General features: G+C 61.3%; 26 protein-coding genes. 4 read left to right on the top strand and 22 right to left on the bottom strand.

The genetic code is table 11. The features are described 5' to 3' along the window. The first annotated feature begins 37 nt into the window (after positions 1-37). Positions 38-652 (top strand): dimethylsulfonioproprionate lyase family protein, encoded by a 615-nt coding sequence (locus tag NKJ73_RS07855; protein WP_023676484.1) that lies wholly within the window; start codon positions 38-40, stop codon positions 650-652. Positions 653-654: 2 nt separating this feature from the next. Then, positions 655-2,124, top strand: coding sequence for a cobyric acid synthase (locus tag NKJ73_RS07850; RefSeq protein ID WP_023676483.1), 1,470 nt, complete (start codon positions 655-657; stop codon positions 2,122-2,124). Between the two features lie 52 nt (positions 2,125-2,176). Here NKJ73_RS07850 and NKJ73_RS07845 read toward each other — a convergent pair whose 3' ends face one another. The 3 genes from NKJ73_RS07845 to NKJ73_RS07835 all read right to left on the bottom strand — a co-directional run bounded on the left by NKJ73_RS07845 (position 2,177) and on the right by NKJ73_RS07835 (position 3,782). Next, positions 2,177-2,596 carry a VOC family protein gene (locus NKJ73_RS07845; protein ID WP_023676482.1) on the bottom strand — a complete coding sequence of 140 codons (420 nt, stop codon included), beginning with the start codon at positions 2,594-2,596 and terminating at the stop codon, positions 2,177-2,179. 73 nt (positions 2,597-2,669) lie between these two features. After that, a complete protein-coding gene (locus tag NKJ73_RS07840; protein WP_352568931.1) occupies positions 2,670-3,500 on the bottom strand; it encodes a helix-turn-helix domain-containing protein in 831 nt (276 codons plus the stop codon). 111 nt (positions 3,501-3,611) lie between these two features. Further along, positions 3,612-3,782, bottom strand: a complete 171-nt coding sequence (locus NKJ73_RS07835; protein WP_023676480.1) for a hypothetical protein — start codon at positions 3,780-3,782, stop codon at positions 3,612-3,614. 511 nt (positions 3,783-4,293) lie between these two features. On the opposite strand from NKJ73_RS07835, the gene NKJ73_RS07830 reads away from it, so the two are divergent. Next, positions 4,294-4,725, top strand: coding sequence for a TerB family tellurite resistance protein (locus NKJ73_RS07830; RefSeq protein ID WP_023676479.1), 432 nt, complete (start codon positions 4,294-4,296; stop codon positions 4,723-4,725). Between the two features lie 298 nt (positions 4,726-5,023). Here NKJ73_RS07830 and NKJ73_RS07825 read toward each other — a convergent pair whose 3' ends face one another. From NKJ73_RS07825 to NKJ73_RS07770, 12 genes are all read right to left on the bottom strand, one after another. Next, positions 5,024-5,299 carry a hypothetical protein gene (locus NKJ73_RS07825; RefSeq protein ID WP_023676478.1) on the bottom strand — a complete coding sequence of 92 codons (276 nt, stop codon included), beginning with the start codon at positions 5,297-5,299 and terminating at the stop codon, positions 5,024-5,026. 134 nt (positions 5,300-5,433) lie between these two features. Further along, the gene (locus NKJ73_RS07820; protein WP_156937333.1) at positions 5,434-5,625 is read right to left on the bottom strand and encodes a hypothetical protein; all 192 of its coding nucleotides are present in this window, start codon (positions 5,623-5,625) and stop codon (positions 5,434-5,436) included. Positions 5,626-5,642: 17 nt separating this feature from the next. Then, complete coding sequence (locus NKJ73_RS07815) at positions 5,643-6,083, bottom strand: hypothetical protein (protein WP_352568929.1); 441 nt, start codon at positions 6,081-6,083, stop codon at positions 5,643-5,645. Positions 6,084-6,210: 127 nt separating this feature from the next. Then, complete coding sequence (locus tag NKJ73_RS07810) at positions 6,211-6,411, bottom strand: DUF4926 domain-containing protein (RefSeq protein WP_023676476.1); 201 nt, start codon at positions 6,409-6,411, stop codon at positions 6,211-6,213. Positions 6,412-6,550: 139 nt separating this feature from the next. After that, a complete protein-coding gene (locus tag NKJ73_RS07805; protein WP_023676475.1) occupies positions 6,551-6,742 on the bottom strand; it encodes a hypothetical protein in 192 nt (63 codons plus the stop codon). Positions 6,743-6,879: 137 nt separating this feature from the next. Next, positions 6,880-7,503, bottom strand: coding sequence for a DNA polymerase Y subunit UmuC family protein (locus NKJ73_RS07800; protein ID WP_156937332.1), 624 nt, complete (start codon positions 7,501-7,503; stop codon positions 6,880-6,882). A gap of 292 nt (positions 7,504-7,795) precedes the next feature. After that, a complete protein-coding gene (locus NKJ73_RS07795) occupies positions 7,796-8,260 on the bottom strand; it encodes an Imm26 family immunity protein (protein WP_023676473.1) in 465 nt (154 codons plus the stop codon). Between the two features lie 448 nt (positions 8,261-8,708). Then, entirely contained in the window at positions 8,709-10,328 is a 1,620-nt protein-coding gene (locus NKJ73_RS07790) for an ABC transporter ATP-binding protein (protein ID WP_023676472.1), read from the bottom strand. Continuing rightward, positions 10,325-11,194, bottom strand: coding sequence for an ABC transporter permease (locus tag NKJ73_RS07785; RefSeq protein WP_023676471.1), 870 nt, complete (start codon positions 11,192-11,194; stop codon positions 10,325-10,327). Before NKJ73_RS07785 ends, NKJ73_RS07790 begins: the two co-directional genes overlap by 4 nt. Next, positions 11,191-12,138, bottom strand: a complete 948-nt coding sequence (locus NKJ73_RS07780) for an ABC transporter permease (protein WP_352568928.1) — start codon at positions 12,136-12,138, stop codon at positions 11,191-11,193. Before NKJ73_RS07780 ends, NKJ73_RS07785 begins: the two co-directional genes overlap by 4 nt. Before the next feature lie 236 nt (positions 12,139-12,374). Next, a complete protein-coding gene (locus NKJ73_RS07775; RefSeq protein WP_352568927.1) occupies positions 12,375-13,853 on the bottom strand; it encodes an ABC transporter substrate-binding protein in 1,479 nt (492 codons plus the stop codon). A 130-nt stretch (positions 13,854-13,983) separates the two neighbouring features. Further along, positions 13,984-15,273: an acetylornithine deacetylase/succinyl-diaminopimelate desuccinylase family protein gene (locus NKJ73_RS07770; RefSeq protein ID WP_352568926.1), complete on the bottom strand. Its 1,290-nt coding sequence runs from the start codon at positions 15,271-15,273 to the stop codon at positions 13,984-13,986. Between the two features lie 222 nt (positions 15,274-15,495). Between NKJ73_RS07770 and NKJ73_RS07765 the strand changes: the two genes are divergently transcribed. Continuing rightward, on the top strand, positions 15,496-15,924 hold the full coding sequence (locus NKJ73_RS07765; RefSeq protein WP_023676467.1) for a L,D-transpeptidase: 429 nt from the start codon (positions 15,496-15,498) through the stop codon (positions 15,922-15,924). A gap of 143 nt (positions 15,925-16,067) precedes the next feature. Here NKJ73_RS07765 and NKJ73_RS07760 read toward each other — a convergent pair whose 3' ends face one another. The 7 genes from NKJ73_RS07760 to NKJ73_RS07730 all read right to left on the bottom strand — a co-directional run bounded on the left by NKJ73_RS07760 (position 16,068) and on the right by NKJ73_RS07730 (position 24,883). Beyond that, positions 16,068-17,060 carry a lipid A biosynthesis lauroyl acyltransferase gene (locus tag NKJ73_RS07760; RefSeq protein WP_352568925.1) on the bottom strand — a complete coding sequence of 331 codons (993 nt, stop codon included), beginning with the start codon at positions 17,058-17,060 and terminating at the stop codon, positions 16,068-16,070. A gap of 1 nt (position 17,061) precedes the next feature. After that, the gene (locus tag NKJ73_RS07755) at positions 17,062-18,090 is read right to left on the bottom strand and encodes a zinc-binding dehydrogenase (protein ID WP_352568924.1); all 1,029 of its coding nucleotides are present in this window, start codon (positions 18,088-18,090) and stop codon (positions 17,062-17,064) included. Positions 18,091-18,126: 36 nt separating this feature from the next. Next, positions 18,127-19,416, bottom strand: coding sequence for a beta-ketoacyl-ACP synthase (locus tag NKJ73_RS07750; protein ID WP_352568923.1), 1,290 nt, complete (start codon positions 19,414-19,416; stop codon positions 18,127-18,129). Between the two features lie 75 nt (positions 19,417-19,491). After that, the gene (locus NKJ73_RS07745; protein ID WP_352568922.1) at positions 19,492-20,679 is read right to left on the bottom strand and encodes a beta-ketoacyl-ACP synthase; all 1,188 of its coding nucleotides are present in this window, start codon (positions 20,677-20,679) and stop codon (positions 19,492-19,494) included. Positions 20,680-20,718: 39 nt separating this feature from the next. Further along, positions 20,719-21,003, bottom strand: a complete 285-nt coding sequence (locus NKJ73_RS07740) for an acyl carrier protein (protein ID WP_023676462.1) — start codon at positions 21,001-21,003, stop codon at positions 20,719-20,721. A gap of 213 nt (positions 21,004-21,216) precedes the next feature. Next, positions 21,217-21,765, bottom strand: a complete 549-nt coding sequence (locus NKJ73_RS07735; protein ID WP_023676461.1) for a histidine phosphatase family protein — start codon at positions 21,763-21,765, stop codon at positions 21,217-21,219. A gap of 106 nt (positions 21,766-21,871) precedes the next feature. Continuing rightward, on the bottom strand, positions 21,872-24,883 hold the full coding sequence (locus NKJ73_RS07730; protein ID WP_352568921.1) for a caspase family protein: 3,012 nt from the start codon (positions 24,881-24,883) through the stop codon (positions 21,872-21,874). Positions 24,884-24,949 lie beyond the last annotated feature (66 nt).

Genomic DNA, 24,949 nt, shown 5'->3' with positions numbered 1-24,949 from the left:
GGCAGCGGCTGTGTGCGAATGCGCTTTGGAGCAAAGTGTGACGACAAATTTCGACGAACTGCTTGGACGCTTCCATGCCTATCTCCAGACGTTCGATGATGCGCTGGTGCGCGACGCCGTGGCCCGAATCGGCTGGGACATGCCAAGCCGGCCGCTCGAACCGCATGCACTGCCTTGTCTCCTTCAGCTCGACCGTATCGTCGAACTCGCTCCCGCTGCGGCCAAGCCGCTGGCGCGGCTGGTTGCGGAGCGTCGCGGCGATCTGCGCTGGGGGCAAACCTATGGCGAGGCGGATTTCGGCAAGGTTTTCATCGACAATTACGGCTGGCTGGAGGTGTTCGGTACACGCGGGCATTTCGTCAATGACGAGGTTGCGGCCGGCCTGCTGATCCTTGGACCCGACATCGTCTACCCCGATCATCACCATGTCGCGGAGGAGATCTACATCCCGCTGACCGGCGGCACCGAATGGCGCATGGGCGACGGCGGTTTTCGCCTTCGAGCGGCGGGCGAGGTGATCCACCATGCCTCTGACATCAACCACGCCATGCGCACCGGCAAGGAGCCGCTGCTGGCGCTCTATCTCTGGCGTGGCGGGCCACTGGCGGCCAAGTCGACGATCACCGGAACTGTTGCGCAGGGCAGGGGCTGATAATGGCCAAGGCGATCATGCTGCAGGGCACGGGTTCGGATGTCGGCAAGACGGTGCTCGTCGCCGGTCTGTGCCGCGCGGCGAAGAAGCGCGGCTTGAAGGTGCGGCCGTTCAAGCCGCAGAACATGTCCAACAACGCCGCCGTCGCCGATATTCCAGGCGATTCAGGCGGCGGCGAGATCGGCCGCGCCCAATGGCTGCAGGCGATCGCCTGCGGCGTGGCGCCGACGATCCACATGAACCCGGTGCTGCTCAAGCCGCAGACCGATGTCGGCGCTCAAGTCGTCGTGCAGGGCAAGGTGTTCGGCGAGGCGCGGGCGCGCGACTACCAGGCGCTGAAGGGCCGGCTGATGGATGCGGTGCTGGACTCCTGGGCGACGGTCGGCGAGGGCGCCGACCTAGTCATTGTCGAGGGCGCGGGATCGCCGGCCGAGATCAATCTCAGGAGCCACGACATTGCCAATATGGGCTTTGCGACGCGCGCCGGCGTGCCGGTGATCCTGGTCGGCGATATCGATCGCGGCGGCGTCATCGCCTCGGTCGCGGGCACCCATCTGATCCTGCCGGACGAGGACCGGCGCATGATCGTCGGCTACCTTATCAACAAGTTCCGCGGCGATGTCTCGCTGTTCGACGATGGCATCGAGGCGATCGAAAAATTCACCGGCTGGCGCTGTTTTGGCGTCGTGCCGTGGCTGAAGGCGGCGGCGCGGCTGCCATCGGAAGATTCCGTCGTGCTCGAACGACTGGCGTCCGGCGAGAAGCGCGCGCTGAAGGTTGCCGTGCCGATGCTCTCGCGCATCGCCAATTTCGACGATCTCGACCCGCTCAAGGCCGAACCGCAGGTCGAGGTGGTGTTCGTGCCGCCTGGTGAGCGCTTGCCCGAAGATGCGGGTCTGGTGGTCATTCCCGGCTCGAAGTCGACGATCGGCGATCTCCTGAAATTTCGCGAGAACGGCTGGGACCGCGACCTTGCCGCGCATAGGAAACGCGGTGGTCATATCGTCGGCATTTGCGGCGGCTTCCAGATGCTTGGTCGTAGCGTGCGCGATCCCGACGGCATCGAGGGCAGCGTTACAGAAACGCAAGGCCTCGGGCTGCTCGACGTCGAAACGGTGATGGAGCCGGAAAAGACGGTGCGCAACGTCAGCGCGCGCTCGGTGCCGTTCGATCTGCCGCTCGAGGGCTACGAGATCCATCTCGGCCGCACCACAGGTCCGGATACGCTGCGGCCGTCCGCCGTTATCAACGGCATCGATGACGGTGCTATCTCGGCCGACGGCAAGGTGCTGGGCACCTATATGCACGGGCTGTTTTCCGCCGATGCCTTCCGGGCGAAATTCCTCGAAAGCCTTGGCGTCAAGGGCGGCGGCATCGACTACCGCGCCGAGGTCGAACGGGCACTGGACGAGATCGCAGCCGAACTGGAAACCCACCTCGACTGCGACGCGATTTTTGGGCTGGCGCGTTAGATACTTTGCTTGAGCATGATCTTGTCCGAAAACCGGTCTCCACTTTTCGGGATCATGCTTTCTCGTCAGCCTTCGGCCAGTAGGTGCCGAACGACCAGACATTGCCTTCCGGATCGCGGCAGATGAATTCGCGGCTGCCATAGTCGCGGTCGGTGAGTTCTTCCAGAATCTCGGCGCCGGCGGTCTTTGCCCGCGCGTATGCCGCGTCTGCGTCAGCGACCGCAACGTAGATCGACTTGCCGCCGTCCGAACCCGGCGCGCCGACCATCTTGCCATAGGCGTCGTCGCGCGCCGTGCCGAGCATGATGATCGAGGAGCCGAACGCGAGTTCGGCGTGGTGCACCACGTCGCCTTCGCCATAGCGGGCGCGGACGCTGAAGCCGAAGGCCTCGCACAGCCAATCGATCATCTTGCCGGCATTCCTGTAGCGCAGCGCCGGATAAAGCCGCGGTGGTTCGGTGGTGTTCGGCATGGCTGATCTCCTTCAGCGGGTTGGTCGATCAACCCAGTCTGCGCGAAGGCCGGTTGCGCGTCTTGAAGAAATGTTACCTGGCGGCAAGGGCCGTCGGCGCGACGCCTGCGAGGTCGCGAAACTCGCGTACCAGATGCGCCTGGTCGGCATAGCCGCAGTCGGCGGCGATGTCGGCCCAAGCGCTGTTCGACTGTCTCGACAGCCCAAGCGCATGGTTGAAGCGGACAATGCGCGACAGCGTTTTTGGGCCGGTTCCGATCGCGTCCGAAAATTTTCCGTTAAGATGCTTGCGGCTCCAGCCAAGCTTTTCGGCCAGCGTCGAGATGCGGGTCCGCCCACGCGTCGAGACGATCGTCTCATAGGCCCAGACTATGTCGGCTTGAGTGCGGTCCGCGGTTGCCAACCGATCGCCGACGAAGGCTTCGGCGATGGCAAAGCGTGAGCTCCAATCCGGCGCATTGCCGAGCCTTTCGCGAAATGCGATGCCTTCAACGCCGAGCACGTCATCCAGGCCGACCATGCGGTCGGTCAGTTCGCTCATCGGCCGGCCGAAGAAGCGACGAGCGCCGAGCGGGGTGAAATTGACCTGCATACAGCAGGTGCCGCCGCAGGATTCGATCACCACCGGCCCGGCATAAAGGCCGGCGGCAAAACTGGCGAAGCGGTCATTGTCGCTGGGGTCCCTGCCGAGCCCAATGGCAAAGGGTTCGGCAAAGCTGATGACCAGCGGCACGGTCAGCGAGGCATATTCGATGGCGCGGAAATGGCCTGGCATGGTTTCGCGAAAGCCGCACATGTCGGTGACGACGCCCTGAAGCCGATGGCTCGGCGCGCGCCGCACCATCTCGAATCGATCGAGGCCTGGGCTGTCGTGATGGCTGCCGTCTTTGCTGTCGGCGGGCATGCGCTTTCCTTCCGCCAAGCGACTTTAACAGACCATCCGTCGGAATCAAAAGCGCCCGGCTTTTGGCCGGGCGCTCCGAGTTGCCTGAGATTCGGAGTTGTCTGGATGTGTTTAAGCCCCGCGCATCAGGCAGCCGGCGGCCAGCACGATGTAGGCGATGACGACAATCCACGCGGCATTCAAAGGTATAAACGCAAGAACGCCAAGCGCGGCGAGAACGCCGATGATGGCGATGACAAGGGATATAATGAAAATAAGCTGGGTAGGCGCACTGAGATTCATGTTCGGTCCCTCCTCAACATGATTCGTACAGCGGCATAGTATCAGGCGCGCGGTCACACACCAATGAGCGCACGCAGCGGGGCTTGCCGGATTGGCCAGCAGTTTTATGGGAGTGGCCAGAACGGTGCTGCGCGTTCGATCAGAAGGGCATCGCTTCAGACGAATGACAGTTTCCAAATTGTGGCGGAGACCACCAATTGTCGATGTCGCCGCCGCCCCTCATTGCCCTGCCGGGCATTTCTCCCCGTATAGTGACGGGGAGAAAGGGCTGGTCGCAACGTCGGCGCCTTTTCTTGCATCGCCTGCGATTGGCGAAATCGGTGACGAGAGCGCCCCTCTCCCCGTCACTAAACGGGGAGAGGACGCCGGCAGGCAGGTGAGGGGCAGCGCCAACGCCCTAAAAGGGTGAGGAGGCGAATTCAAACCTGAAGCGATTGTCCTTTTCACCATTCGCACCCCGTTTGCGCAAATCCGATTCCGCGCTACCTTCCGAACGAATCGGAAGGGGCTGATGGCGATGGGATTGCTGGACCAGATACGCTCGATCTTCGACGGCGATCCTGGCGTGCGCAAGGTCGCGGACGATCCGGTGCTGTCGGCGGAGCTGCTGATGCTGTTCCGTATGATATTGGCCGATGGATCGGTCAGCGAAAGCGAAATGACAGCCTTCAGGCGTATCTGCCGGGACGCCTTCGGCATTCCCGAAACCAGCATCGACAGCGTCATCGAATATCTCAACGAATTCGGCTACGAGACCAACGGCTCGCAAGCCGTCGCGCAGTTCCGCGACCTCGACGTCGAACGGCGCAAGCTGCTCGCCCGCCACATGGCCGAAATCGCCAAGGCCGATTCGCAACTCGCCGGGAGCGAAATGCAGCTGTTGCGCCGCACGCTCGACCTGCTCGACATCAGCCCGGCCGATGTGGTGAAGCCTCAAGGCTGAGGCATCGGCTGACTTTCTGAACGTCATTTTGTCTGTCATAGGCCATCCTCCAGGATAACCTGTCACAGATATTATCTGTGTTCTCACTTACGGGGTGCAGTGTATTCGCGGGTGGCGCACGGGGTATGGGATAGTTTGCCAAGCGCACGTCACTGTCACCACTACTCCTCAAGCGTCAAATGTGATGAATTCAGTATAAACTTGTGGTCAAATAAAATAACGGTGCATTGGTAAAACATATATGCCGCGATCGGATCTTGATGATCCGGTTCCGCCTTATATTCTTCAGTGCTGTATACTACGTCGAAAGATTTTCAAATAAAGCATCGTCAGACCAAAGATCGTATTGCTTGGGCATATTTGGTTCATCAGGCTTGCCGAGATAGGTCCAAATCTGACTTCTTCTAATGGCTTTTATGTCACCAAATTGTGCGGTCAATTTTTCACGCGATAGTGCGTCCTTCCATCTGGACGAAGGGCCGGTGATTTTCTGATAGAATATAAGCAAGACCAATACGGCAGTCACAGCACTCAGCACAGCTGCCGAAAATATGCACTGCTTACTAATTTTCATTTCAGCCCCCAATTTCTGACGTCGACATCAATCGGGATCAAGCGACCTGAAAGAGGGTGAGCTATAAACCCCGGGGTAATCGTGCTTCAAGCCCTCCTCTGTTCCGTAGTGAACATCGAACTAGCCCGCACCAATCATTCCAAAATCGCCGGCAACTGTCGGGGCGCGCTACCATTAACATTCAGACTTCCCGTGTAAACTGCAGTGTGCCCGGTGGCATCATCGAATTTTGCAGTCCACGAAACAACATCACCGATTTTAGCGTCTTTTTGGGAAACAATCTTGGAACCGGGAAGATCCCCCTTGCCGCTCCAGCGGATGCTCAAAGTACTATCATAGTGCGCTATCTCTTTCTCTTATGCCGGGCAATAAAAGCAACGGAAATCAAAGAGAATGCAGCCATAATTGCGAGATACGCGACAGCTAATTCGCTTTCACCCAAGGCACCTGAAATCAAAAAATGAATGACAGTAATTAAAAGTAATACATAGTGATACTTCTGGATCATACCCAAATTATATATCATGTTTATGTTTGATTTTGTATACGACCATCCGGTCCAGTCATTTTTGAAATTCCTCTCCAGATAACCGATGGGGTGTTCGAAACGATTAAGAAGCTCCGCTAACCTTCTTGGAAATGCAAAGGAGGCAGCAAGTATCGCGAAAATAAAAACCACCATCCAGGCGGATTCACCCCACGCCAGCGAAATAGGAATGGTCGCAATCGACGTCCATACGGATGTTACTGAGAATATCCTCTCAAAAGTCCCGTTCATATCCATAGTCTCTGCGCCTCCGATCTTCTAGCTATTTCGACCGAGCGAACACAACAAAAAGTGCACTGTTACCGTAATTCGCACTGTCACCGTAATTCGGAGAGGAGATATGGAAAGAGTGCGCTGTAATTCCTTACACAGCAATCAGTACGAACTGGTTTGGAAGTAAGGCTAATTGAGCGATGGTCTTCCCATTTTCGCTACTGAATTCAATCTCGTATGCCTCCTCGGGATAAGAATGCTCTTCAACAACGACTCCTAACGCTCCGGCCTGAAGGGATTCTCCCAGCATATCACAAATCAATCTCACAACGTCGTTGATCTTTGGTTTCATAGCGGGACTCTACTTCACGAATAGTGTCATCAGCGACGGGACGTTTGAACCGGGGGCTAAAAATCCACCCGGTGCGAACCTCAACGGTGCCGGCCGGACCTGTAACAGTTACGTCCACCGTATATCGAGCTCCGTATTATCAACAACCCGTCTGGCCGGAGGCATCGCGCACGCTGGTCGTGGTGTGGGTCAGCGTGCCCAGCGTGACGTCCCGGCGGGCGAGCTTGCCAAAGCCGTCATACTTGTTGCCTTGCGTTGCCCCAGGGTTGGTGGAGGTGAGCTGGCCGATGTTGTAGAAGCCGGACGCCGCTATGCGGGCAAGGCGGGCCATGTGGTCAATCTACGTGCAATGATAGCCGGGCGAACGCGATAAAAGTGCACCGAAATTGCGAAATTCTCTCCAGTTCCTGCCGCACAATAGCGGCCACTAAGTAATGACCCGCGTCATTTAGGATCTGTGAATGGCAACTAACGACCTTGTGCACTGGCCCGATAATCCAACAACTCTTGCATTTCTACAATCTCTTCCCCGTATTGTCCCGTGACCTTAATGGTGTGGGTGTCAAGATCAACCAGACTCTTCAGGAACAAAATGGTGGGCCGCGCGTGCTCAATTCGAACCAAACCTAAAAGCCTTATCGCATAGAGCGAATTCGCATCCCCGCCTCCTTTTTGGGCCAAAGACATTTTCAATTCTTCCTGCAATTTTTCAATATCGTCGTAAATGCCAACATAAGAGTCCGTAAGCGATCGAGTTACTTGATCAAAATCTTTCGTTCTCTCGTCCAATTGCAATGGAGTCGCAAGATTCTTATCAATCAATCTCGTCCATATAAAAAGGTAAAGTGCACCAGTATCCTCATTAAATTCTTCATATTTCGTATTCCAGTCTATGAACTCCTTCGCAATTTGCGAGGTTACGCGTGATATACATTTCTCCTCAACTGCTCGCCAAGTGAACGGCCAATTATCTGCAAAGATTCCATTTGAACAGTTCAGTATCTCAGGAGTTGATGGCACAGTACAGGCCGATCCTCCGAAAACCAAAATTGCAACAAATCCGGCAATTTTCAATGCTATTTTAAAATGCATGATGGCAACTCCTCACGGACCAATTGGGAAATCATTTACCTGTAAACTCGCACTACCCACCTTATTCGGGCCGATTACATTCATAAGCGAGTTATAGTCTTTATTGTTCTCCACCAAACAACCCAGTGACATCCCTCCTTCACTAGTCGTGGGGCTCCTCCCCGGATGAATAGTCCGCCCGATGCAAATTAGCCGCTGACGCCGCCAAAAAAGTTCCGCGCGGCATTGACGAGAGGCCGGCTAGTGGGAGTCACCGTAATTCGTAATTCACATCGTTACCGTCATTCCTTGATCAATGGGGTTTCAGCTGCTCGATCAGAATCAATTCGACGGCTTGATATCCGTGTAAACCGTCCTGCTCCAAATCGCCCGCCGAAGCTACGCTAGTTTGGCTCTCTAGCTTCGATGGATCAGACTCTGAGTATTTTCGAATAAGAATTCGGTTGGAAAGGCTTTCTTTGTGAACGAAGGTTGGCATAGGCCATTTGTCTTCTGCCCAGCTCTTCATTTGACCAATAATTGGCCAAGTTCCATTTATTAAACCGAGATCGCCACACCGTAGGCACCTGACTGCATTATCTGGACTAAGGTCATTTAATTCATCCGCCTTTGGCAATTCCAGACGCATTGGTCCAAATAGATATGCTAGAATAATCTTTCCCATTGGGGCCATATGAGCTACCAAGCCAAGCCCATAGCCACCTGATCTCAACGGAATGGCAAACAGGGTGCCTTCCTTGTAGGGTAGTTTTCTCACTTTAAGGTTACCTTTACTACAGATGCCGGCGTGATGCGGAAGGCGCGAGTGGTGATTAGTTACGGCTTTGTTGGAGCGCCAAGCTCTCGTGTGTTTGGGGGCTATCCGTTGCTGCCAGTCGTTTTGCTTAGCTTAAGCGCGACGATGCGGAGAATACGCGGCAGGACAAAGCCGAACGGGCGAGGCAGAAAACATACATTAATACCGCAATTTCCAAACCTAAGTTCGCTAAATCTCCTTCGCGCGCAAAGGGACGATCAGGTCCGGGTTGCGCGATCGGCGATCGGCCCAATGGCCCCATATTTTTTCTACTTTCATAGGCTGGCCACAAACAGTCGTCTCCCCCACGTCGCCAACCACCGGAGCCTCCTCGTGGGGCGAGCCACCGGTCTCGCCCCGTCCTTCGGACCCCACAGTGGGAGATCGGAAGGCCCGTGCCCCTTGCGGCTCAGCCCTGTTCGTGCAGCCGTTTTGCAATCGCCCGGTGCAGGTCTGGAGCAGCAGTGATCAGCGCCTTGGCGGCTTCTGATTGCGGGTGGTCGAGTACTTCGCTCGTCCTGCCGCGCTCGACGATCTTGCCGTCATGCATGACCATCACCTCGTCGGTGATGGCGCGGGCGACGGTCAGATCATGGGTGATGAACAGATAGGCGATGCCGAGTTTTTGGTTGAGCTCGGCGAACAAATCGAGGATCTGCGCGCGGATCGAGACGTCGAGCGCCGAGACCGGCTCGTCGGCGACGACCAGCTTCGGCCGGGTGATGATGGCGCGGGCGATCGAAAGGCGCTGGCGCTGGCCGCCCGAAAACTCGTGCGGGTATTTGTCCATGTCGCCTGGTGAGAGGCCGACCTCGTGCAGCGCATGCGCCACCATCTCGCGCCGCGCGGCGGGCGCCGGCTTCTTCTCCAGCACATGCAGCGGCTCGGCCACCAATCTCTCGACCTTCTGGCGTGGGTCGAACGAACCATACGGGTCCTGGAACACGACCTGCATGTCGCGCCGCGCCGGCCTCAGCTCCGCCTCGCTCTTGCCGGTGAGGGTGTCGCCGCGGAAGCGGATTGTCCCTGATGTCGGCCTGTCCAGCGCCAGGACCATGCGGGCAAGCGTCGACTTGCCGCAACCGGAACGGCCGACCAGCGCCACCGACTGACCGGGCGCCATGGAGAAGGAGACATCGTCGACGGCGCGGATGGGAGCCCCTCGCTTGAGCAGCGATATGCGCCGTGCCGGATAGTCGCGCGTCACGCTCTCTACCTCAACCAGAGGTTTTCCTTGGCCGACGCTGTGCCTAGCCCGCGCGGGCACATGCATCGAGGCCTGCGCCAGCTGGCGCGTATAGGGATGAAGCTGTCCGGACAGAATGCGCGCCGTGTCGCCGGCCTCCATCACCTCGCCATGGCGCAGGATGGTGATGCGGTCCGCCATCTCGGTCACCACGGCGAGGTCGTGCGAGATCAGCAGCAGGCCCATGCGGTTTTCCGCTACGAGGTCGCGCAGCAGGTCGAGGATCTGCGCCTGCAGCACCACGTCGAGCGCGGTCGTCGGCTCGTCGGCGATCAACAGCTTGGGTTTCAGCGCACAGGCGATGGCGATGACGACGCGCTGGCGCTGGCCTCCGGACAACTCGTGCGGATAACGCGACAGCGGGAACTGCGCCGCCGGCAGGCCGACCCGGTCCAGCATTTTTCGCGCCCGTTCCTCGGCGTCGCCGCGGCTCGCCCTGGTGTGCCAGCGAATACCCTCGGCGACCTGCTCGCCGATGGTCTTGACCGGGTTGAGCGCCGTCATCGGCTCCTGGAACACCATGCCGATGTCGTCGCCGCGCAGCGCGCACATCTGGTCCTCGCTCGCCGCCAGGATGTCGATGCCGTCGAAGGTGACGCGTCCGCTGGCGTGCGCCGCCCAGGGCAGCAACTGCATCACCGCGAGCGCCGTCATCGACTTGCCGGAGCCGGATTCGCCGACCAGCCCCATGACTTCGCCGGGCGCGACGGAAAGTTCGATGTCCCTGAGGATGGGCGTGCCGCCGATGGTCAGCGACAGCTTGTCGATTTCGAGCAGGCTCATCGCTGCCGCCGCGATTTCGGATCGAGAATGTCGGCAATGCCGTCACCAAGCAGGTTCAAGCCAAGCACGGTGATGACGATCGCCATGCCGGGAAAGATCGCCATCCACGGCGCCACCACCATGCGGGTCTGGGCGTCGAACAGCATGCGGCCCCAGCTCGGCATTGGCGGCTGGGTGCCCAGCCCGACATAGGAAAGCCCTGCTTCGGCCAGTATGCCCAGCGCGAACTGGATGGTGCCTTGCACCAGCAGCAGCGTGGCGATGTTGGGCAGCACATGTTCGATGCTGATCAGCGTCCTGCTCTTGCCGGCGGCGCGGGCGGCGAGGATGAATTCGCGCGGCCAGATCGCCAGGGCGGCGGCCCGGGCGACGCGCGCGAATACCGGGATGTTGAAGATGCCGATGGCAATGATGGCGTTGAACGCGCCCGGCCCGAAGATGGCGGTGATCATGATTGCCGAAAGCAGCGCCGGAAAGGCGAAGACCAGGTCGTTCAGCCGCATCAGCACGTCGTCGACGATGCCGCCACGCGCCGCGGCAAAGGCGCCGAGCGGCACGCCGATGCCCATGCCGATGCCGACCGCCACCAGCGCCACGGCAATCGAGTTGCGGGCGCCGACCATGATCATCGACAGGATGTCGCGACCGAAATGGTCGGTGCCGAACCAGTGCGCCAGCGACGGCGCCTGGGTCTTGTCGGATATGACCAGTTTGGTGACATCGTAAGGCGTCCAGAAGAAGGAGAGGATCGCGACCGCGGCCACCAGTGCGGTGATGGCGAAGCCGGCAAGGAACGAACGGTTTTTGAACGCCTTGGCCAGGATGCCGGCAAGATTCTCGTCGGGGATGTCGATGTGCAGCGTCATTGCCGGCCTCTCAGGCGCGGATCGACCACTGCATAGGAGAGGTCGACAACGAAATTGACGACGATGACGGCTGCAACCAGCAGCATGACGACGCTCTCGACCACGATCAGGTCACGCTGGTTGATCGCCTGGAACACCAGGCGGCCGAGGCCGGGCAAGTAGAAGACGTTCTCGATGATGATGGTGCCGGCAAGCAGGAAGGCGAATTGCAGGCCTAAAATGGTGACCACCGGGATCATGGCGTTGCGCAGCGCATGCCGCCACAAGACAAGCCGATAGGGCAGGCCCTTGGCGCGGGCGGTTCGGATGTAGTCCTCGTTCAGCACTTCGATCAGCGCCGAGCGGGTGACCCGGGCGAGGATCGCCGCCTGCGGCAGAGCGAGAGCGACTGCCGGCAGGAGCAGCGACTTCAGCGCCGGCCAGACACCGGCGCTCCAGCCAGGAAAACCGCCGCCCGGCACCAGCCGCAGCCAGACGGCGAACAGATAGATGAGCATCAGCGCGAACCAGAAGTTGGGCACGGCGACGCCAAGCTGGGCGGCGCCCATCGCAATCGTGTCGCCGGCCCGGCCGCGTCTGCTGGCGGAAAACAGCCCGACCGGAATGGCAATGACTGTGGACAGCGCCAGCGCCATCAGTGCCAGCGGCAGCGAGACGACGAGGCGCTCGCGGACCAGATCGATGACCGGCACCGAATAGGTGTAGGAACGGCCGAAATCGAGGCTCAGCAAGCCGCCGGCCCAATGCAGGTAGCGCAGCACGACGGGAGCGTTGAGGCCCATCTGGTTGCGCAGCAATTCGATCTGGTCGGCGCTGGCGTTCAGGCCAAGCATCAGCCGCGCCGGGTCGCCGGGAATGATCTCCAGCACGGCAAAGACCACCATCGAGGCCAGAACCAGCGTGACGATGGCGATGGCGAGCCGCTTGAGGAGATAGGCGGTCATGAGGGGACCGGTGCAAGCGCCGGGCGAAGCTTGCGTTCCCGCCCACCCCCCTCTGTCCTGCCGGACATCTCCCCCTCAAGGGGGGAGATTGGCAGTTTCCACGCCGGCACTGTCCTTGCAACGCTAGTGGTTAGCGAAAGCGGGGGTGAGGGCTCAATCTCCCCCCTTGAGGGGGAGATGTCCGGCAGGACAGAGGGGGGTGTGACGGAGTGCAACTTTCGCCTTTCTGTCAGCGATCAATCCGTCCACTTTACCTTGGTCAGGTCGTTGGCCTGGATCGGGGCGTTTTCCCATAGGCCCTGCAGTTTGGCGTCCCAGACGCCGACCTTCGGCAGCTCGTAGAGGAAGCCGACCACGGCGTCATCGGCCAGGACCTTCTGCGCCTCGCCGAGCAGCGTCGTGCGCTTGGCCTCGTCGGAGGTAAGGTTCAGCTCGTCGATGATCTTGTCGAAGGCCGGGTTGTCGTAGTTGAAGTAATAGTCCTTGCGCGAATAGATATCGATGTCGTTAGGCTCGGTGTGGGAAACGATGGTCAGGTCGTAATCCTTCTTGGTGAAGACCTGGTCCAGCCATTGCGCCCATTCGACCGGGATGATCTCGAGATCGATGCCGATTTCGCGAAGCTCGGAGGCGATGATCTCGCCACCAAGCCGCGCGTAGGAGGGCGGCGGCAGCTTCAGCGTCGCCTTGAAGCCATTCTCCAGGCCGGCTTCCTTCAGCAACTCCTTGGCTTTCTCCACATTGTGCGGGTAGAGGCCGGTGAGGTCGACATAGGCCTTGCTGGCCGGCGACATGTGCGAGCCGATCGGCACGCCGAGGCCGGCCGAGGCGCCGTCGATGATCGCCTTGCGATCGAGCGCAAAGGAAATCGCCTGCCTGACCTGCAGCTTGTCGAAGGGCGGCTTCTTGTTGTTGATCGACAGGATGGTTTCACCCTCGGTCGAGCCGATTACCACCTTGAAGCGCGGGTCGTCCTTGACCTGGGCGACGCTGTCGGGGTCGAAGAAGGGAAAGGCCTGAACGTCGCCGGAAAGCAGCGCCGGAACGGCGGCGGCGGCATCCGGAATGATGCGGAACTCGGCCTTGTCGAGGAACACCGGGGCGCCCCAGTAATTTTCCGACTTGACCAGCGTGATCGACGAGCCCTTGGCCCAGTTCTGGAACTTGAACGGGCCGGTGCCAACAGGCTTTTCCTTGTTGGTGTCGGCGGTCTCAGGCGCCACGATCACCGCATCGCCCCAGCCCATATTGTAGAGGAACGAGCCTTGCGGGTTCTTCAGCGTGACATTCACCGTCGCAGGATCGACGACCTCGACCTTGTCGATGGCGGCGAACAGGCTCTTTTGCGCGTTGACGGAATTGTCGGCGCGGGCACGATCGAGCGAGAATTTCACGTCGTCGGCGTTGAAGTCGCTGCCGTCATGGAATTTCACGCCTGTATGCAGCTTGAAAGTGTAGACCTTGCCGTCGTCGGAAATGCTCCAGCTTTCGGCGAGATCGGGCAGCACCTCGCCGTTCGGGCCGATGCGGGTCAGGCCCTCGAAGACATTGGCATAGAGTACCTCGTCGATTGCCGCGGCGGCACCCGCGGTCGGGTCGAGATGCGGGGGTTCGAGCGTAATGCCGATGACCAGGTCGGTGCGCGCGGCCATCGCCGAGGTTCCGGCGGCCAACGCCAGCGCCGCGGCGGCCAGAATGGTTTTCCATAATTTCATCGTGCAACTCCCCATGTCTAAAACACGTGCTCAAACCCGGGCGGATAGAAGCGTGAATTCGCCGCCGAGTAAATTGCGTTTCGTACCGTCCGCCGACGCCGGGAGGAATGTTTTTCCGCCCATGGCCGGATCATAGCGGGCCGGCGCCCCTCAGCAGAACGCCGAGGCCGATGGCCATCACCTTCGCCGAGTCCAGCATGTCGGCAATGCCGACCCATTCATCGGGCCGGTGGGCTAGATCGAGGATGCCCGGGCCATAGGCGATGCAGTCATAGATGTGGCCGATACGGGCGATGTGCTTCTGGTCGTAGGTGCCGGGCGAAATCACGTAATCCGGTTCGCGGTCGAATATCTCCATGATGCCTTGCGCGACCGCCTTCACCACCGGTGCGTCGCGCTCGGTCATCAGCGGCAGCACCTCCATCAGATCGCGGATCTCGTAATCGAACTTTTTGCGCTCGCGCTTCAGCCGTTCCAGGATATCGGTCACCTCGCTCTTGACCGTAGCGAGATCCTCTTCGAGCAGAAAGCGGCGGTCGATGGTCAGCCGGCAGGAATCGGGCACGTTGGGCGAGGGCAGGCCGGGCCGGAAATCCTCCGTCTGGCCGCCATGGATCGAGTTGATGTTCATGGTTGAGCGCTTTGCGCCTTCGGGCACGACCGGCATGCGCGTCATCTTGCGGTCGAGCGCCGGAAACAATTCATCCTCGAAGGCCCGCAGCACGGCGCCCATATGGCGCACAGCATTGTCGCCGAGGAACGGCATCGAGCCGTGCGCGATCTCGCCCTTGGTCTCGATCTCCGCCCACCAGACGCCGCGATGGCCAAGGCAGATGCGATCCTTGTTGAGCGGCTCGGGAATGATGACGTGGTCGACCTTCGGCCTGGAGAAATAGCCGAGCTTCGCCAGATGCGCGACGCCGCCAAAGCCGCCGGACTCCTCGTCGACCGTGCCTGAAATCTCGATGGCGCCGGGAAAATCGGGAAAGACCTCCATGAAGGCTTCAGCGGCGATGATCGAGGCGGCAAGCCCGCCTTTCATGTCGCATGCGCCGCGGCCATAGACCTTGCCATCCCTGACGATGCCGGCGAACGGATCGAGGCTCCAGCCGTCGCCGGGCTCGACGACGTCGATATGCGAATTGAAGTGCACGCAAGCACCCGGCGCCCGGCCATCGAAACGGGCGACGACGTTGACGCGCGGATAATGGTCAGTGTCGCCAGGCGTGCCTTCAGCACGGATGAATTCGATCTCAAAACCGCGCTTCTTCAGCCGCGCGCCGATATATTCGGCACATGGCCGATAGGCTTCGCCGGGCGGATTGATGGTCGGAAAGCGGATCAGATCCGCAGTCAGTGCAACCAGATCATCGGCTCGGTCATCGATAGCCTTGAGGAGCCGTTCGTTCGGTTCGTTCATTCGGCGAATTGAGCAGCGGATGAGGGGGTTTTGCAAGCCCGATGGCGAATTGCGAGGCGATTGCGTGTCGTTACAGCAACTATTGCGGGAAATCGTTCAAATTCGCTGCTTTGGATTGGTGAAATCGTCAGGGAGTGGGTGTTAGCTCGCTGGCTTGCCATCAAAACGCTGGAGAACAGCGCGAGGGCAGGCAGGCAAGGGGCATCAAAGGGGTTTGATTGCATGAAAAACACTGTTCTCATGGCAGCGGCATTGATGGCGATGCTGTTCGGTTCGTCGTTCGAGAGCCGGGCGGCCAGCCTGGTCGCGAACATCGATATTTCCTCACAGACGATGACGGTAAGATACGGGCTTTCGTATTACCGGTGGAGCGTTTCCACCGCCCGCAAAGGCTACATCACGCCGCGCGGCAGCTATCGCCCACAGCGGACGGCCCGGATGTGGTATTCGCGCAAATACGACATGTCGCCGATGCCCTATTCGGTGTTCTTCCGCGGCGGCTATGCTATCCACGGCACCGGCGCGATCCGGCAATTGGGGCGCCCGGCATCGCATGGCTGTGTGCGCCTCCACCCCAGCAACGCCGCCGCGTTCTATTCGATGGTGCGCAAAGCCGGCTTCGGCAATACGCGGATTCTCGTGACGAATTAGGGCCTGCTCCTCGGCCCGCAATAAAAAACCCGCCGGAGCGGCGGGTTCGTCGGGGCCAAATAGCACCATACCGAAGTTAATAGCATAGCTGCCGGCACAAAGCAAGAACAAAATAGGGCCTGTGCCCAAAAAGATCGTTCCGCTCAGGCGGCTTTGTCGCGCACTGTCGCCGGCCGACGCTTTTTGCGGCCGCTGATCTCCCAGCGCTTGTGGAACCACATCCACTGGCCGGGGTCTTCTCGCACCCAGCGCTCGACCACCTCGTTGAGAAGCTGGGTGGTGGCGCGGACGTCGACACTGCCGCCGGCGGTGCGCGGCAAGGTGAGCTTGTCCTCGATCTCGAGCCGGAAACGGTTGTTCGGCAGGCGCACGCAGCGCGCCGGGTAGACATCGCAATCGTAGTGCCGCGCCAGGGTGCCGAGAACCCGGTTGCTCTCGCAGGGGCGGCCGAAGAATGTCGTCTCGAGCCCGCCCGTGAATTTCTGGTCGACCAGCACGCCGATATTGCCGCCTTTCTCCAGGATGGCCGCAAGCGCGAACGAGGCACCGGTCGAAGACGGCAGCAGCGATCCCATGCTCGAGCGGCGGGTCGAGAGGATGTAGTCGGCGAGGTAAGGGTTGTTGGGCGGGCGAAAGAGCGCCGTGATGTTCATGCCGAAGGTCGCCGCCGCCACTGGCAGCAGCTCGAAATTGCCGAGATGCCCGGTGAAGACGATATGCGGCTTGTCCTCGCCGGCAATGCGCACGAAATGCTCCACGCCCTTGACCTCGACACGGCCCGGCTTCGTCGCAGTGGGATCGTAGTCGAACAAAGCATCGAGAAAGATGTATTCGGTGGCCAGGCGGGCCATGTTGCCCCACATGTCGGAAGCGATCGCCTCGATCTCGGCATCGCTCTTTTCCGGATAGGCCTTGCGCAGATTGTCGACAGCAACCTGATGGCGCGCTACCCAAGGGCCGATGCGGCGGGCAGCGCGGTCGGCGAAATTGAGCGCCCTGTCGGGCGGCAGCAGGCGCAGCGCGGCGATGATGATCATCGCGACGCGCGCGACCAGCCAGTAGTTGAACTGGCGAAGCCGCCTGCCATAGCGGAATCCCACGTCCCTGCGGATCTTCCTGAAGGCGTTGCCGATCATTTCAGCCGACGCGCAGGATGATCTTGCCGAAGACGTCGCGGCCTTCCATGCGCTTCAGCGCCGCATCGATTCCGTCGAAGCCAACCTCGGTGTCGATCACCGGCGCGACCAGGCCCGCCGCCATCTTCTGCATGGCGTCAGCCATGTTTTCCATGCGGCAGCCGAACGAGCCTAGCAGCTTCAGCTGCTGCTGGAACAACTGCATCAAATTGATCTGCGTCGACACGCCGGAGGTCGAGCCGCAGGTGACCAGCCGACCGCCGCGTTTGAGGCACAGCATCGAGGCGGCAAATGTGTCGGCGCCGACATGCTCGAACACCACGTCGACGCCCTTCTTCTTGGTCAGCTTGCGCACGACGCCTTCGAAGCGGTCGTCGCGGTAATTGATGACGTGGTCGGCGCCGAGCGCCTTGGCCTTGTCGATCTTGTCGTTCGAGCCGACGGTGGTGATGACCGTGCAGCCCATCTTCTTGGCCAGCTGAATCGCGGCGGAGCCGATGCCGGAGCCGCCGGCATGGACCAGTATCGTCTCGCCGGGCTGCAGCCGGGCATTGTCGAACAGCATGTGCTCGACCGTGCCGAAGGTGACAGGCGCCACCGCCGCGCCGATTTCGCTCACGCCGGGCGGAGCTGGGACCAGAAGGCGCGCCGGCAGGTTGATCTTTTCCTGCGCAAAGCCGTCGAGATGGAAGCCGTGCACGCCCGAAACATGCTCGCAGAGATTGTCGCGGCCTTCGCGGCAGGCGCGGCAAAGACCGCAGGTGCGGGCGCCATAGATCGACACCAATTGCCCGGTCACAAGGCTGGAAACGCCTGGGCCGACCGCCTCGACCTCGCCCGAGGCCTCGGCGCCGACAACCAGCGGCAGCTTGCGCTTGGCGAAGGCCATGCCGCGCCAGCCCCAGACATCGATATGGTTCAGCGCCACGGCCTTGATGCGCAGCGTCACCTCGCCGAGCAAAGGCGGCGGCGGCGGCGGCAGGTCCATCGTTTCAAGGCGGCGGTCCTCGATAAGTTGCAATGCGCGCATGGTGCCTGTCGGTTCGGTCTGGCTGAAAAAGGTCGCTTAGACCGGTTCCCGCGCCATGACAAGGCAGGTGTTCTGGCCGCCGAAGCCGAAGGAGTTCGACAGGACCGTGCCGACCTCGGCGTTGCGCTTGGTGTTCGGCACCACGTCGAGCACGATTGCCGGGTCGGGATTGTCGTAGTTGATGGTCGGCGGAATGACGCTTTCGCGCATCGTCATCAGCGAAAATGCGGCCTCGACGGCACCGGCAGCCGATAGGGTGTGGCCGATCATCGACTTGTTCGACGAGACCGGCATTGACGAGATCCGCTCGCCGAACACCGTCGACAGCGACAAATGCTCCATCTTGTCGTTTTCGGGCGTCGAGGTGCCATGGGCGTTGACATAATCGATCCCGTTCTCACTCAAGCCGGCATCGGCAAGGGCGGCGCGCACCGCCGCGATCGCCGGTGAACCGTCCGGCTTGGAGCGGGTGCGATGGAAGTCGTCGGCCTTTTCGCCGCAGCCGCGCAATATGCCGAGAACGGTGGCACCGCGGGCAAGAGCTGCCTCCAGCGATTCCAGCACAAGGGCGCCCGAGCCTTCGGCGAGCACGAAGCCGTCGCGATCCTTGGAGAAGGGTTTTGAGGCCTTTTCGGGGATGTCGTTATGGGTCGAGAGCGCCGATAGAAGCGAGAAGCGGATCAGCGCCTCGGCGGTCGCCGAGCCGTCGGCGCCGATCGACAGCGCCCTGTCGCATTCGCCGCGGCGGATCGCCTCGACGCCGAGCTGGATCGCCGTGGCGCCCGAAGCGCAGGCTGTCGACAGCGTGATCGGCAGGCCGCGCGTTCCGAAACGGTCGGCAAGCCGGTCGGCAATCGAGCCGAACTGGGTGGTCTCGAAAATGTCGAGTTCCCTGAGGCCGCGCGCTACCCGCAGCAGCCTTTCGGCGCCGGAATCGTGCCTGTCTGAATTATTGGGCTTGTCGGAATTGTAGAGCGAAAAGCGCTCGCTCCAGTCGAGCTCGACCGGCGGCGAAGCGAGGAACAGCGGTCCGCCGAAATCGCCGGCATCGAGGCCTGCCTCCGACATCGCTTCCTGGGCGGCGGTTTCGGCAAGCTCATAGGTGAGGAGACTGGCGCCCTTGGAGCTCGACGGCAGGAAATCGACCATGCCGGAGATGCGGGTGTTGAGATGATCGACCGGGAAGCGGGTGATCGGATGGATGCCGGATTTGCCTGACGTAAGTGCCGCCCAATTGTCGGCTTTGCCGACACCGAGCGACGTCACCACGCCGATGCCGGTGACGGCGACGATGGGCCTGCCCATGTGGTCGTTCAGATTGGCCATTTGTTGTCCAAAAACCTGTTTCTCTTGGAGCGTCGGATCGCCCGAAAACCGCGCCACACGTTTCGGTCCGATGCTCTAGGCGGCTTTGATCAGCGCCATGCCCTCGAATTGGTGATAGCCGATCGCCGTTGCAAGGATGGTCTTCGGGACACCGGCAAACGGTTTTTCGACTGTGGCGTCGAAGACAGGGTAGGCGGCCTTGCGGTCGACAGCCAGGGCCGCCAGCGCGACGGCAAAGGGGAACTGCGCTTCCTTCATGTGACCGGTCAGCGTCGAAAAGCCGCGTGCGGCGATCGCCGGATTGGCGTCGAGCGCCGATTTCTCGGCGGCGGTCGCGGCATGGGCGCCCGAAGCGCCGGAGATCGCCAGCAGTTCGCCATTCGGCAATGCGGCCTGCTTCAGCAGCGCGGCGATCTCGCCATCGAGTTCGCCCCGCCGGCGCCTGGCGCGGCCGGACAGGATCGGGCCGAGTTCCGCATAGATCTTCCGGCCACGGCTTTCCGCATGCTCGCGCTGCTCCAGGACGAGAAACGCGCCGCCGGATCCGGTCACCACGCCGCCGCCCTCGGCACCTTGCCTTTGCCAGACCGGCGTCCACGGACCGCGATGCAGGTAGCCGGCCAGTTCATAGCCGAGCAGCATGTCGGAGTGTTCGGTCTGGAAAGCGCCGCCGACCAGTATATGCGTCGACTGGCCGGAGCGGATGCGCGCGGCCGCCGTCTCGACAGCGGCAACGCCGGCACCTTCCTCGCCCATGAAGGTGCGCGACGATCCCGTCACCTTGTGGACGATCGAGATGTTGCCGGCGAGCAGGTTGGAGAGCTGTGCCAGAAACAGCGTCGGGCGCAATTCCGTGGTCAGCTTCTCGTTGAGCAGCACGTCGCGGTCATTGCGGCTTTCCGATGCCGCGAGAATGGCCGCGTCGACCGCCTCGTCGCGCTCGCCGCCGCCGGCGGCCACCACCATGTCCATGGTCGCGCAGAGTTCGTCATTGCCCTTGATGCCGGCATCGTCGAGCGCAAGGCCGGCCGCATAGGTGCCGAGCCTCTGCCAGGTCTCCATCTGCCGCTGGTCGCCACGCTTGGCGATCTGCAGGTTCCAGTCGATCTCCGGCAGCGGGTGGACCGTATAGGGCGAGAAGCGCGAGGCCTCCAGAACCGGTTCAAGGCGCGGCTGGACGAGCTTTTGCCAATGCGCATCCGGACCCTCGCCCAACGACGAGACAAGGCCGATGCCTGATATGACGACGTCGCGGGGGTTCATGGGCGGCTGTTGTGGGTGAGGGCGCGGCAAGCGCTGTGCTTAGATGGCGTTCTTGGCGGCGACGAGCGCGTCGATCTTGGCGCACAGGTTCTTCATGACGAAATAGTCGTCGGTCGAGGCCTTGCCGTCGTTGACCTCCTGCGTCCACTTTTCCAACGGCACCTTGATGCCGAATTCCTTGTCGATGGCAAAGACGATGTCGAGGAAGTCGAGGCTGTCTATGCCGAGATCGTCGATGGTGTGGCTTTCGGGCGTGATCGTCTCGATGTCGATCTCGCTGGTGTCGGCGATGATCTTGGCGACTTTGTCGAACGTGGTGGACAAGGGCTTTTCCTTCGATTGCGGGCGGAATCTGTCCGCATGTGTTTTGGGCTGTCTAATCGGTTTTTCCGGGCAGGAAAAGGCCTGATAAGCCGGGCGCAGATGGGATTGCTGCCCAGGCAGAGCAAGATGAGATCGGAATCCAACCACGGCTTCTCGTGGCAGTGGCATTTCGGCAACACCTATCTCGCTCGACGCGAGGAGCGACCGGCCCGGTCAGAAGGTAACGCGGCCGAGCACGCGCAGTCCGTCGCCTTGCGGCTCGACGACCACGGCTTCGCCTTCGCGCGGCGAGATGCCGGTCAATTCCTTGATGTCTTCGAGATGCGTGACCATGACCAGATTGTCGGAGCCGGAATAGCCGCGGATCTCTGCCAGGATCGCAGCGATCTGAGCGGCCTTCTCCTTTTCGTCGGTCTTCAGCAGGTCAAGCGGTGCGAACGGCTCCGGCTCGCTTTCGAAAGCGATGCGGGCGGTCTCGAGGCAGCGGCAATAACGGCTGGACAGCACGCGCTCGACCGGTGCCGCGCGGGCGCCAAACAGCGCGCCGATCTTGCGCGCCTGTTGCTTGCCGCGCTCCGAGAGATTGACCTGGGTGGTGCATTTGCCGAGGTCGAAATTGGCCGCATCGGTGGTGCCTGTGACCATGGCATGGCGAAGCAGCACGACATGCCCGCCGTCGCGCAGCAGCGCCCAGCCGGCTTCCGTCGCATGGGCTGTGGCGGAAACGGCAAGCAACAGCAGCGCCAGCACAAATCGAAGCATCAGACATCCTTTTCGGGTGACCGGCAGGCAGGTCCCCGGTGACCGGCATATAGGGACGGCAAAGCCGGCTGAAAGACAAGCCGAGTGCAACCTGCGGCCGAGACGCCTATTTCTTCGCTATCTGCTTCTTCACCAGATCGATCTTGCGGTCGGTCAGCGGGATGGGGAGTGTATAGCCAGCATCGGTAAAGCCCTGCTTGGCGTTCTCGAAGAATTCGATCGCCTTTTGGTATTCGGCATTGCCACCGCCATAGCTGCCGCGGTTCCAGTGGACGTCGCCGAGATTGTTCTGCTCGAAGGCCCATTGCATCGGCTGGCTTTCGCGGGTGAAGACCTTGAGCGTTGCCTCGAAGGCGGCTTCGGCTTCGTCCAGATATTTGCCGGTGCGTTCGAGATTGCCTAGATTGATCAGGCTCATGCCGATGCCGTTCTGCGCGTTCGCCCAGTCGACGGGCGAGGTCTCGAAGGTCAGCACCTCCAGCGCTGCCCGGCGCGCGGCGATCGAAGCGGCCAGTTTGCGGGGATCGGCCTCGCTCATGCTCAGCCATTGCAGCGCCGAGCCTAGACCGGCCTGCGCCAGTGCCCATTGCCGCGGCGTCGTCTCGCGCTTGTATTCGCGAAGTGCATCGCGATAGGCCTCGATCGCCTCCTCGTAATGCACCGGCTTGTCGGTCACGCCGCCGAGCAGTTGCAGCGTGTTGCCGAGATTGTAGTGGGTCATCGCCCAGTCGAGCGGAAACTCCTTCTTGGTGTAGACGCGCCGTGCCGCCCGGTATGCGGCCGCCGATTGCTCAAGCCTGGCAGGATCGCGCGTGCGCTGGCCGAGCGTCTGGTAGATCGAGCCGAGATTGTTCTCCGCCGAAGCCCAATCCGTCGGAAAACGTTGGCGTGTGAATATGGTCAGCGCGTCGCCATAGGCGGCAGCCGCCTCTTCGAGCAGGCCGGTGCCGAGATCGAAACGGGCAGCACTGCTCAGCGCGTTACCCAGATTGAGACGGCTGCTCGCCCAGGAGAGCGGGAAGGTGTCGCGTGTGCGGATTTCGAGCGCGGCGCGGAATGCCGCGGCTGCCTCGTCGATTTTTGCCTTGTCGTTGCGTTGCGTGCCGAGAGACACCAGCGTGTTGCCGAGATTGTTCTGGACCATCGCCCACTGAACGGGCGCCTTTTCGCGCGTGTATTCTTCAAGCGCCAGCCGGTAGGCGGCCTCGGCCTCGGTCAGGCGCTCGCCGTCCGGTTCGCGCTCCGAAAGCGCGTAAAGCGCAAGGCCAAGGTTGCTTTGCGAGGCGGCCCAGTCCAGCGGGACTTTGTCGCGGGGCCGCTTCTCCAGCGTGGCGCGCATCGCCACCACCGCCTCATTCAGGCGTTTCGGGTCGCTCTCGCGTTCGCCGATCTTCAACAGCACATTGGCCAGGTTGTTCTGGGCCGCGGCCCAGTTGATGTCGTCCTTCTCGCGCTCGAACACGGCAAGCGAATCGCGAAAGATTTTCGCTGCCTCTTCCAGCCGGTCGGTTTCGCGCTCGCGCTCGCCGATCGTCTGCAGCACCACCGCCATGTTGTTGCGGGTGATCGCCCAGTCGCGGTTCTGCTCGCCATTGGGGATGAAGTTCAGGATGACGCGGTAGGCGTCGATAGCGTGCTGCAGCGCTTGCCTGTCGCCGGTGGCGTTGCCATGCGCGTTGAGCGCTTCCGCCTCCTGGTTCTTGTAGTTCCAGCGCAGCCTGTCGTCCCATCTCTCGACCAGCGAGAAGGCCTCGCCGTAGTCGTTGGCGGCCGACAGATAGTCGAAGACCAGCGCCGAAGCGTCGGCGCGCCTGGCATAGATCGCCGCGTCGGCAAGACGCTTCTGCCTGACCAGATCCTCTGCCCGATCGACCACGCCGCTGGCCTGCTCGACCCGGCCCACCGCCTGGTCGAGGAAGTTGCGCGCGGTGACGATGGCGCCCTGGCCGATCGCTTTGTCGGCCGAGGCGACGAGGCGGCTGATCTCGGGGTCGTCGGTGCGCAGCGCGTTGCGCTCGGAGATCATCTTCTTCAGGCGCTCGGCCTGCGCATCGAGCAGCTTTTGCAGGTCGGTGGGGTCCTCCGGCATCTTTTCGGTGCCGAGCGCCTTCAGCACGCCATAAAGCGCGTCGAGCGGCACGCCGTCCTGCAGCGAGGCCAGTTCGACCTGTGCCCGCTTGGGGTTCGGCAACTCGGCGATCGTCAGCAGCAATTGCCGCCGCTCGCCGGTGATCAGGTCGTCGTCGCCGGTCGGCTCCTGCGGTGCAACGCCGAAATAGAGCAGCCGGCGCAGGCTTTCATTGACCCATGGCCGCTGCCTTGCCTTGGTGTCGAGATAGACCTCCTCGGTCACCATGCGCATGACCGAGCCGAACTCGGTGCCCTTCATTGCCGCTAGGTGGCGCAGAAGTGCCGCTGCGTAGGGGCTGTTTTCGCCGACGATGCCGTCGAGTGCCGGCCGCCCCGGCTCGGCGGCAAAGCCGATCACCGTTCCCAGATTTTCCGTCGCGGTCGCGTTTGCCAGTGCCCTGGCACCGCGCACCGGCTCCAATCCGCCGGCGCTGATCGGCGAGGCCGAGGCCGTCGGCGCCCGGCGCAGCACCGCATCCGCCGGAAACGGGTTGGTGCGGCAGGCATCGAGCAACATGATCGTTACCGGCACGGTCGTCTTCAATTCGTCCATGACGGCGGAGATCGGCACCAGGGCCTGATCGGCGTCCTTCAATGAAGAAACGTCGGCGTCGACCGGCACCAGATAGTTTTCGCCGCCGGCCTCGATGCCGTGGCCGGAATAGTAGATCAAGGCGACGTCGGCGTCCTCTGCATCCTCGGCGAAACGCTCGAGGTCGCGCTTCAGCTTTGCCGTGTCGCGGTCGGTTACACTGCGCGCGTCGAAGCCGAGGTCGGTCAGCATCTTGGCGATCTCGCGGGCGTCGTTGGCGGGGTTGGGAAGAGCCGCTATGTGCTGGTATTTCGACTGGCCGACGATCAGCGCCACACCCTTGAGGCTCGCCGGCTCCGCGGCATGAGCCGAGGTCACCACGAGGCAAAGCATGGCGCCGACGAAAGCCGTCAGCCACGCCTGCTTGAAGAAGTGCTGATTTCCGACAAGGCCCATTCGCCGCGTGTCCCCCGACAACCCTGTATAGCGCTGGCATCCAACCATGAGCAAATTCGGGCAAGA

Source organism: Mesorhizobium sp. M0074 (genome assembly GCF_040322975.1).
Classification (GTDB): Bacteria; Pseudomonadota; Alphaproteobacteria; order Rhizobiales; family Rhizobiaceae; genus Mesorhizobium.
This window is presented reverse-complemented; position numbering and strand designations above follow the sequence as displayed.

Excerpts from the sequence above, each read along its gene's own strand:
- NKJ73_RS07835 (WP_023676480.1), bottom strand. The coding sequence starts at position 3,782 with ATGAATCTCAGTGCGCCTACCCAGCTTATTTTCATTATATCCCTTGTC.
- NKJ73_RS07760 (WP_352568925.1), bottom strand. The coding sequence starts at position 17,060 with ATGATCGGCAACGCCTTCAGGAAGATCCGCAGGGACGTGGGATTCCGC.
- NKJ73_RS07850 (WP_023676483.1), top strand. The coding sequence starts at position 655 with ATGGCCAAGGCGATCATGCTGCAGGGCACGGGTTCGGATGTCGGCAAG.
- NKJ73_RS07780 (WP_352568928.1), bottom strand. The coding sequence starts at position 12,138 with ATGACCGCCTATCTCCTCAAGCGGCTCGCCATCGCCATCGTCACGCTG.
- NKJ73_RS07745 (WP_352568922.1), bottom strand. The coding sequence starts at position 20,679 with ATGAACCCCCGCGACGTCGTCATATCAGGCATCGGCCTTGTCTCGTCG.
- NKJ73_RS07840 (WP_352568931.1), bottom strand. The coding sequence starts at position 3,500 with ATGCCCGCCGACAGCAAAGACGGCAGCCATCACGACAGCCCAGGCCTC.
- NKJ73_RS07755 (WP_352568924.1), bottom strand. The coding sequence starts at position 18,090 with ATGCGCGCATTGCAACTTATCGAGGACCGCCGCCTTGAAACGATGGAC.
- NKJ73_RS07790 (WP_023676472.1), bottom strand. The coding sequence starts at position 10,328 with ATGAGCCTGCTCGAAATCGACAAGCTGTCGCTGACCATCGGCGGCACG.
- NKJ73_RS07775 (WP_352568927.1), bottom strand. The coding sequence starts at position 13,853 with ATGAAATTATGGAAAACCATTCTGGCCGCCGCGGCGCTGGCGTTGGCC.
- NKJ73_RS07805 (WP_023676475.1), bottom strand. The coding sequence starts at position 6,742 with ATGGCCCGCCTTGCCCGCATAGCGGCGTCCGGCTTCTACAACATCGGC.
- NKJ73_RS07750 (WP_352568923.1), bottom strand. The coding sequence starts at position 19,416 with ATGGCCAATCTGAACGACCACATGGGCAGGCCCATCGTCGCCGTCACC.
- NKJ73_RS07815 (WP_352568929.1), bottom strand. The coding sequence starts at position 6,083 with ATGGATATGAACGGGACTTTTGAGAGGATATTCTCAGTAACATCCGTA.
- NKJ73_RS07800 (WP_156937332.1), bottom strand. The coding sequence starts at position 7,503 with ATGCATTTTAAAATAGCATTGAAAATTGCCGGATTTGTTGCAATTTTG.
- NKJ73_RS07785 (WP_023676471.1), bottom strand. The coding sequence starts at position 11,194 with ATGACGCTGCACATCGACATCCCCGACGAGAATCTTGCCGGCATCCTG.
- NKJ73_RS07735 (WP_023676461.1), bottom strand. The coding sequence starts at position 21,765 with ATGCTTCGATTTGTGCTGGCGCTGCTGTTGCTTGCCGTTTCCGCCACA.
- NKJ73_RS07810 (WP_023676476.1), bottom strand. The coding sequence starts at position 6,411 with ATGAAACCAAAGATCAACGACGTTGTGAGATTGATTTGTGATATGCTG.
- NKJ73_RS07845 (WP_023676482.1), bottom strand. The coding sequence starts at position 2,596 with ATGCCGAACACCACCGAACCACCGCGGCTTTATCCGGCGCTGCGCTAC.
- NKJ73_RS07770 (WP_352568926.1), bottom strand. The coding sequence starts at position 15,273 with ATGAACGAACCGAACGAACGGCTCCTCAAGGCTATCGATGACCGAGCC.
- NKJ73_RS07765 (WP_023676467.1), top strand. The coding sequence starts at position 15,496 with ATGAAAAACACTGTTCTCATGGCAGCGGCATTGATGGCGATGCTGTTC.
- NKJ73_RS07830 (WP_023676479.1), top strand. The coding sequence starts at position 4,294 with ATGGCGATGGGATTGCTGGACCAGATACGCTCGATCTTCGACGGCGAT.
- NKJ73_RS07730 (WP_352568921.1), bottom strand. The coding sequence starts at position 24,883 with ATGGGCCTTGTCGGAAATCAGCACTTCTTCAAGCAGGCGTGGCTGACG.
- NKJ73_RS07825 (WP_023676478.1), bottom strand. The coding sequence starts at position 5,299 with ATGAAAATTAGTAAGCAGTGCATATTTTCGGCAGCTGTGCTGAGTGCT.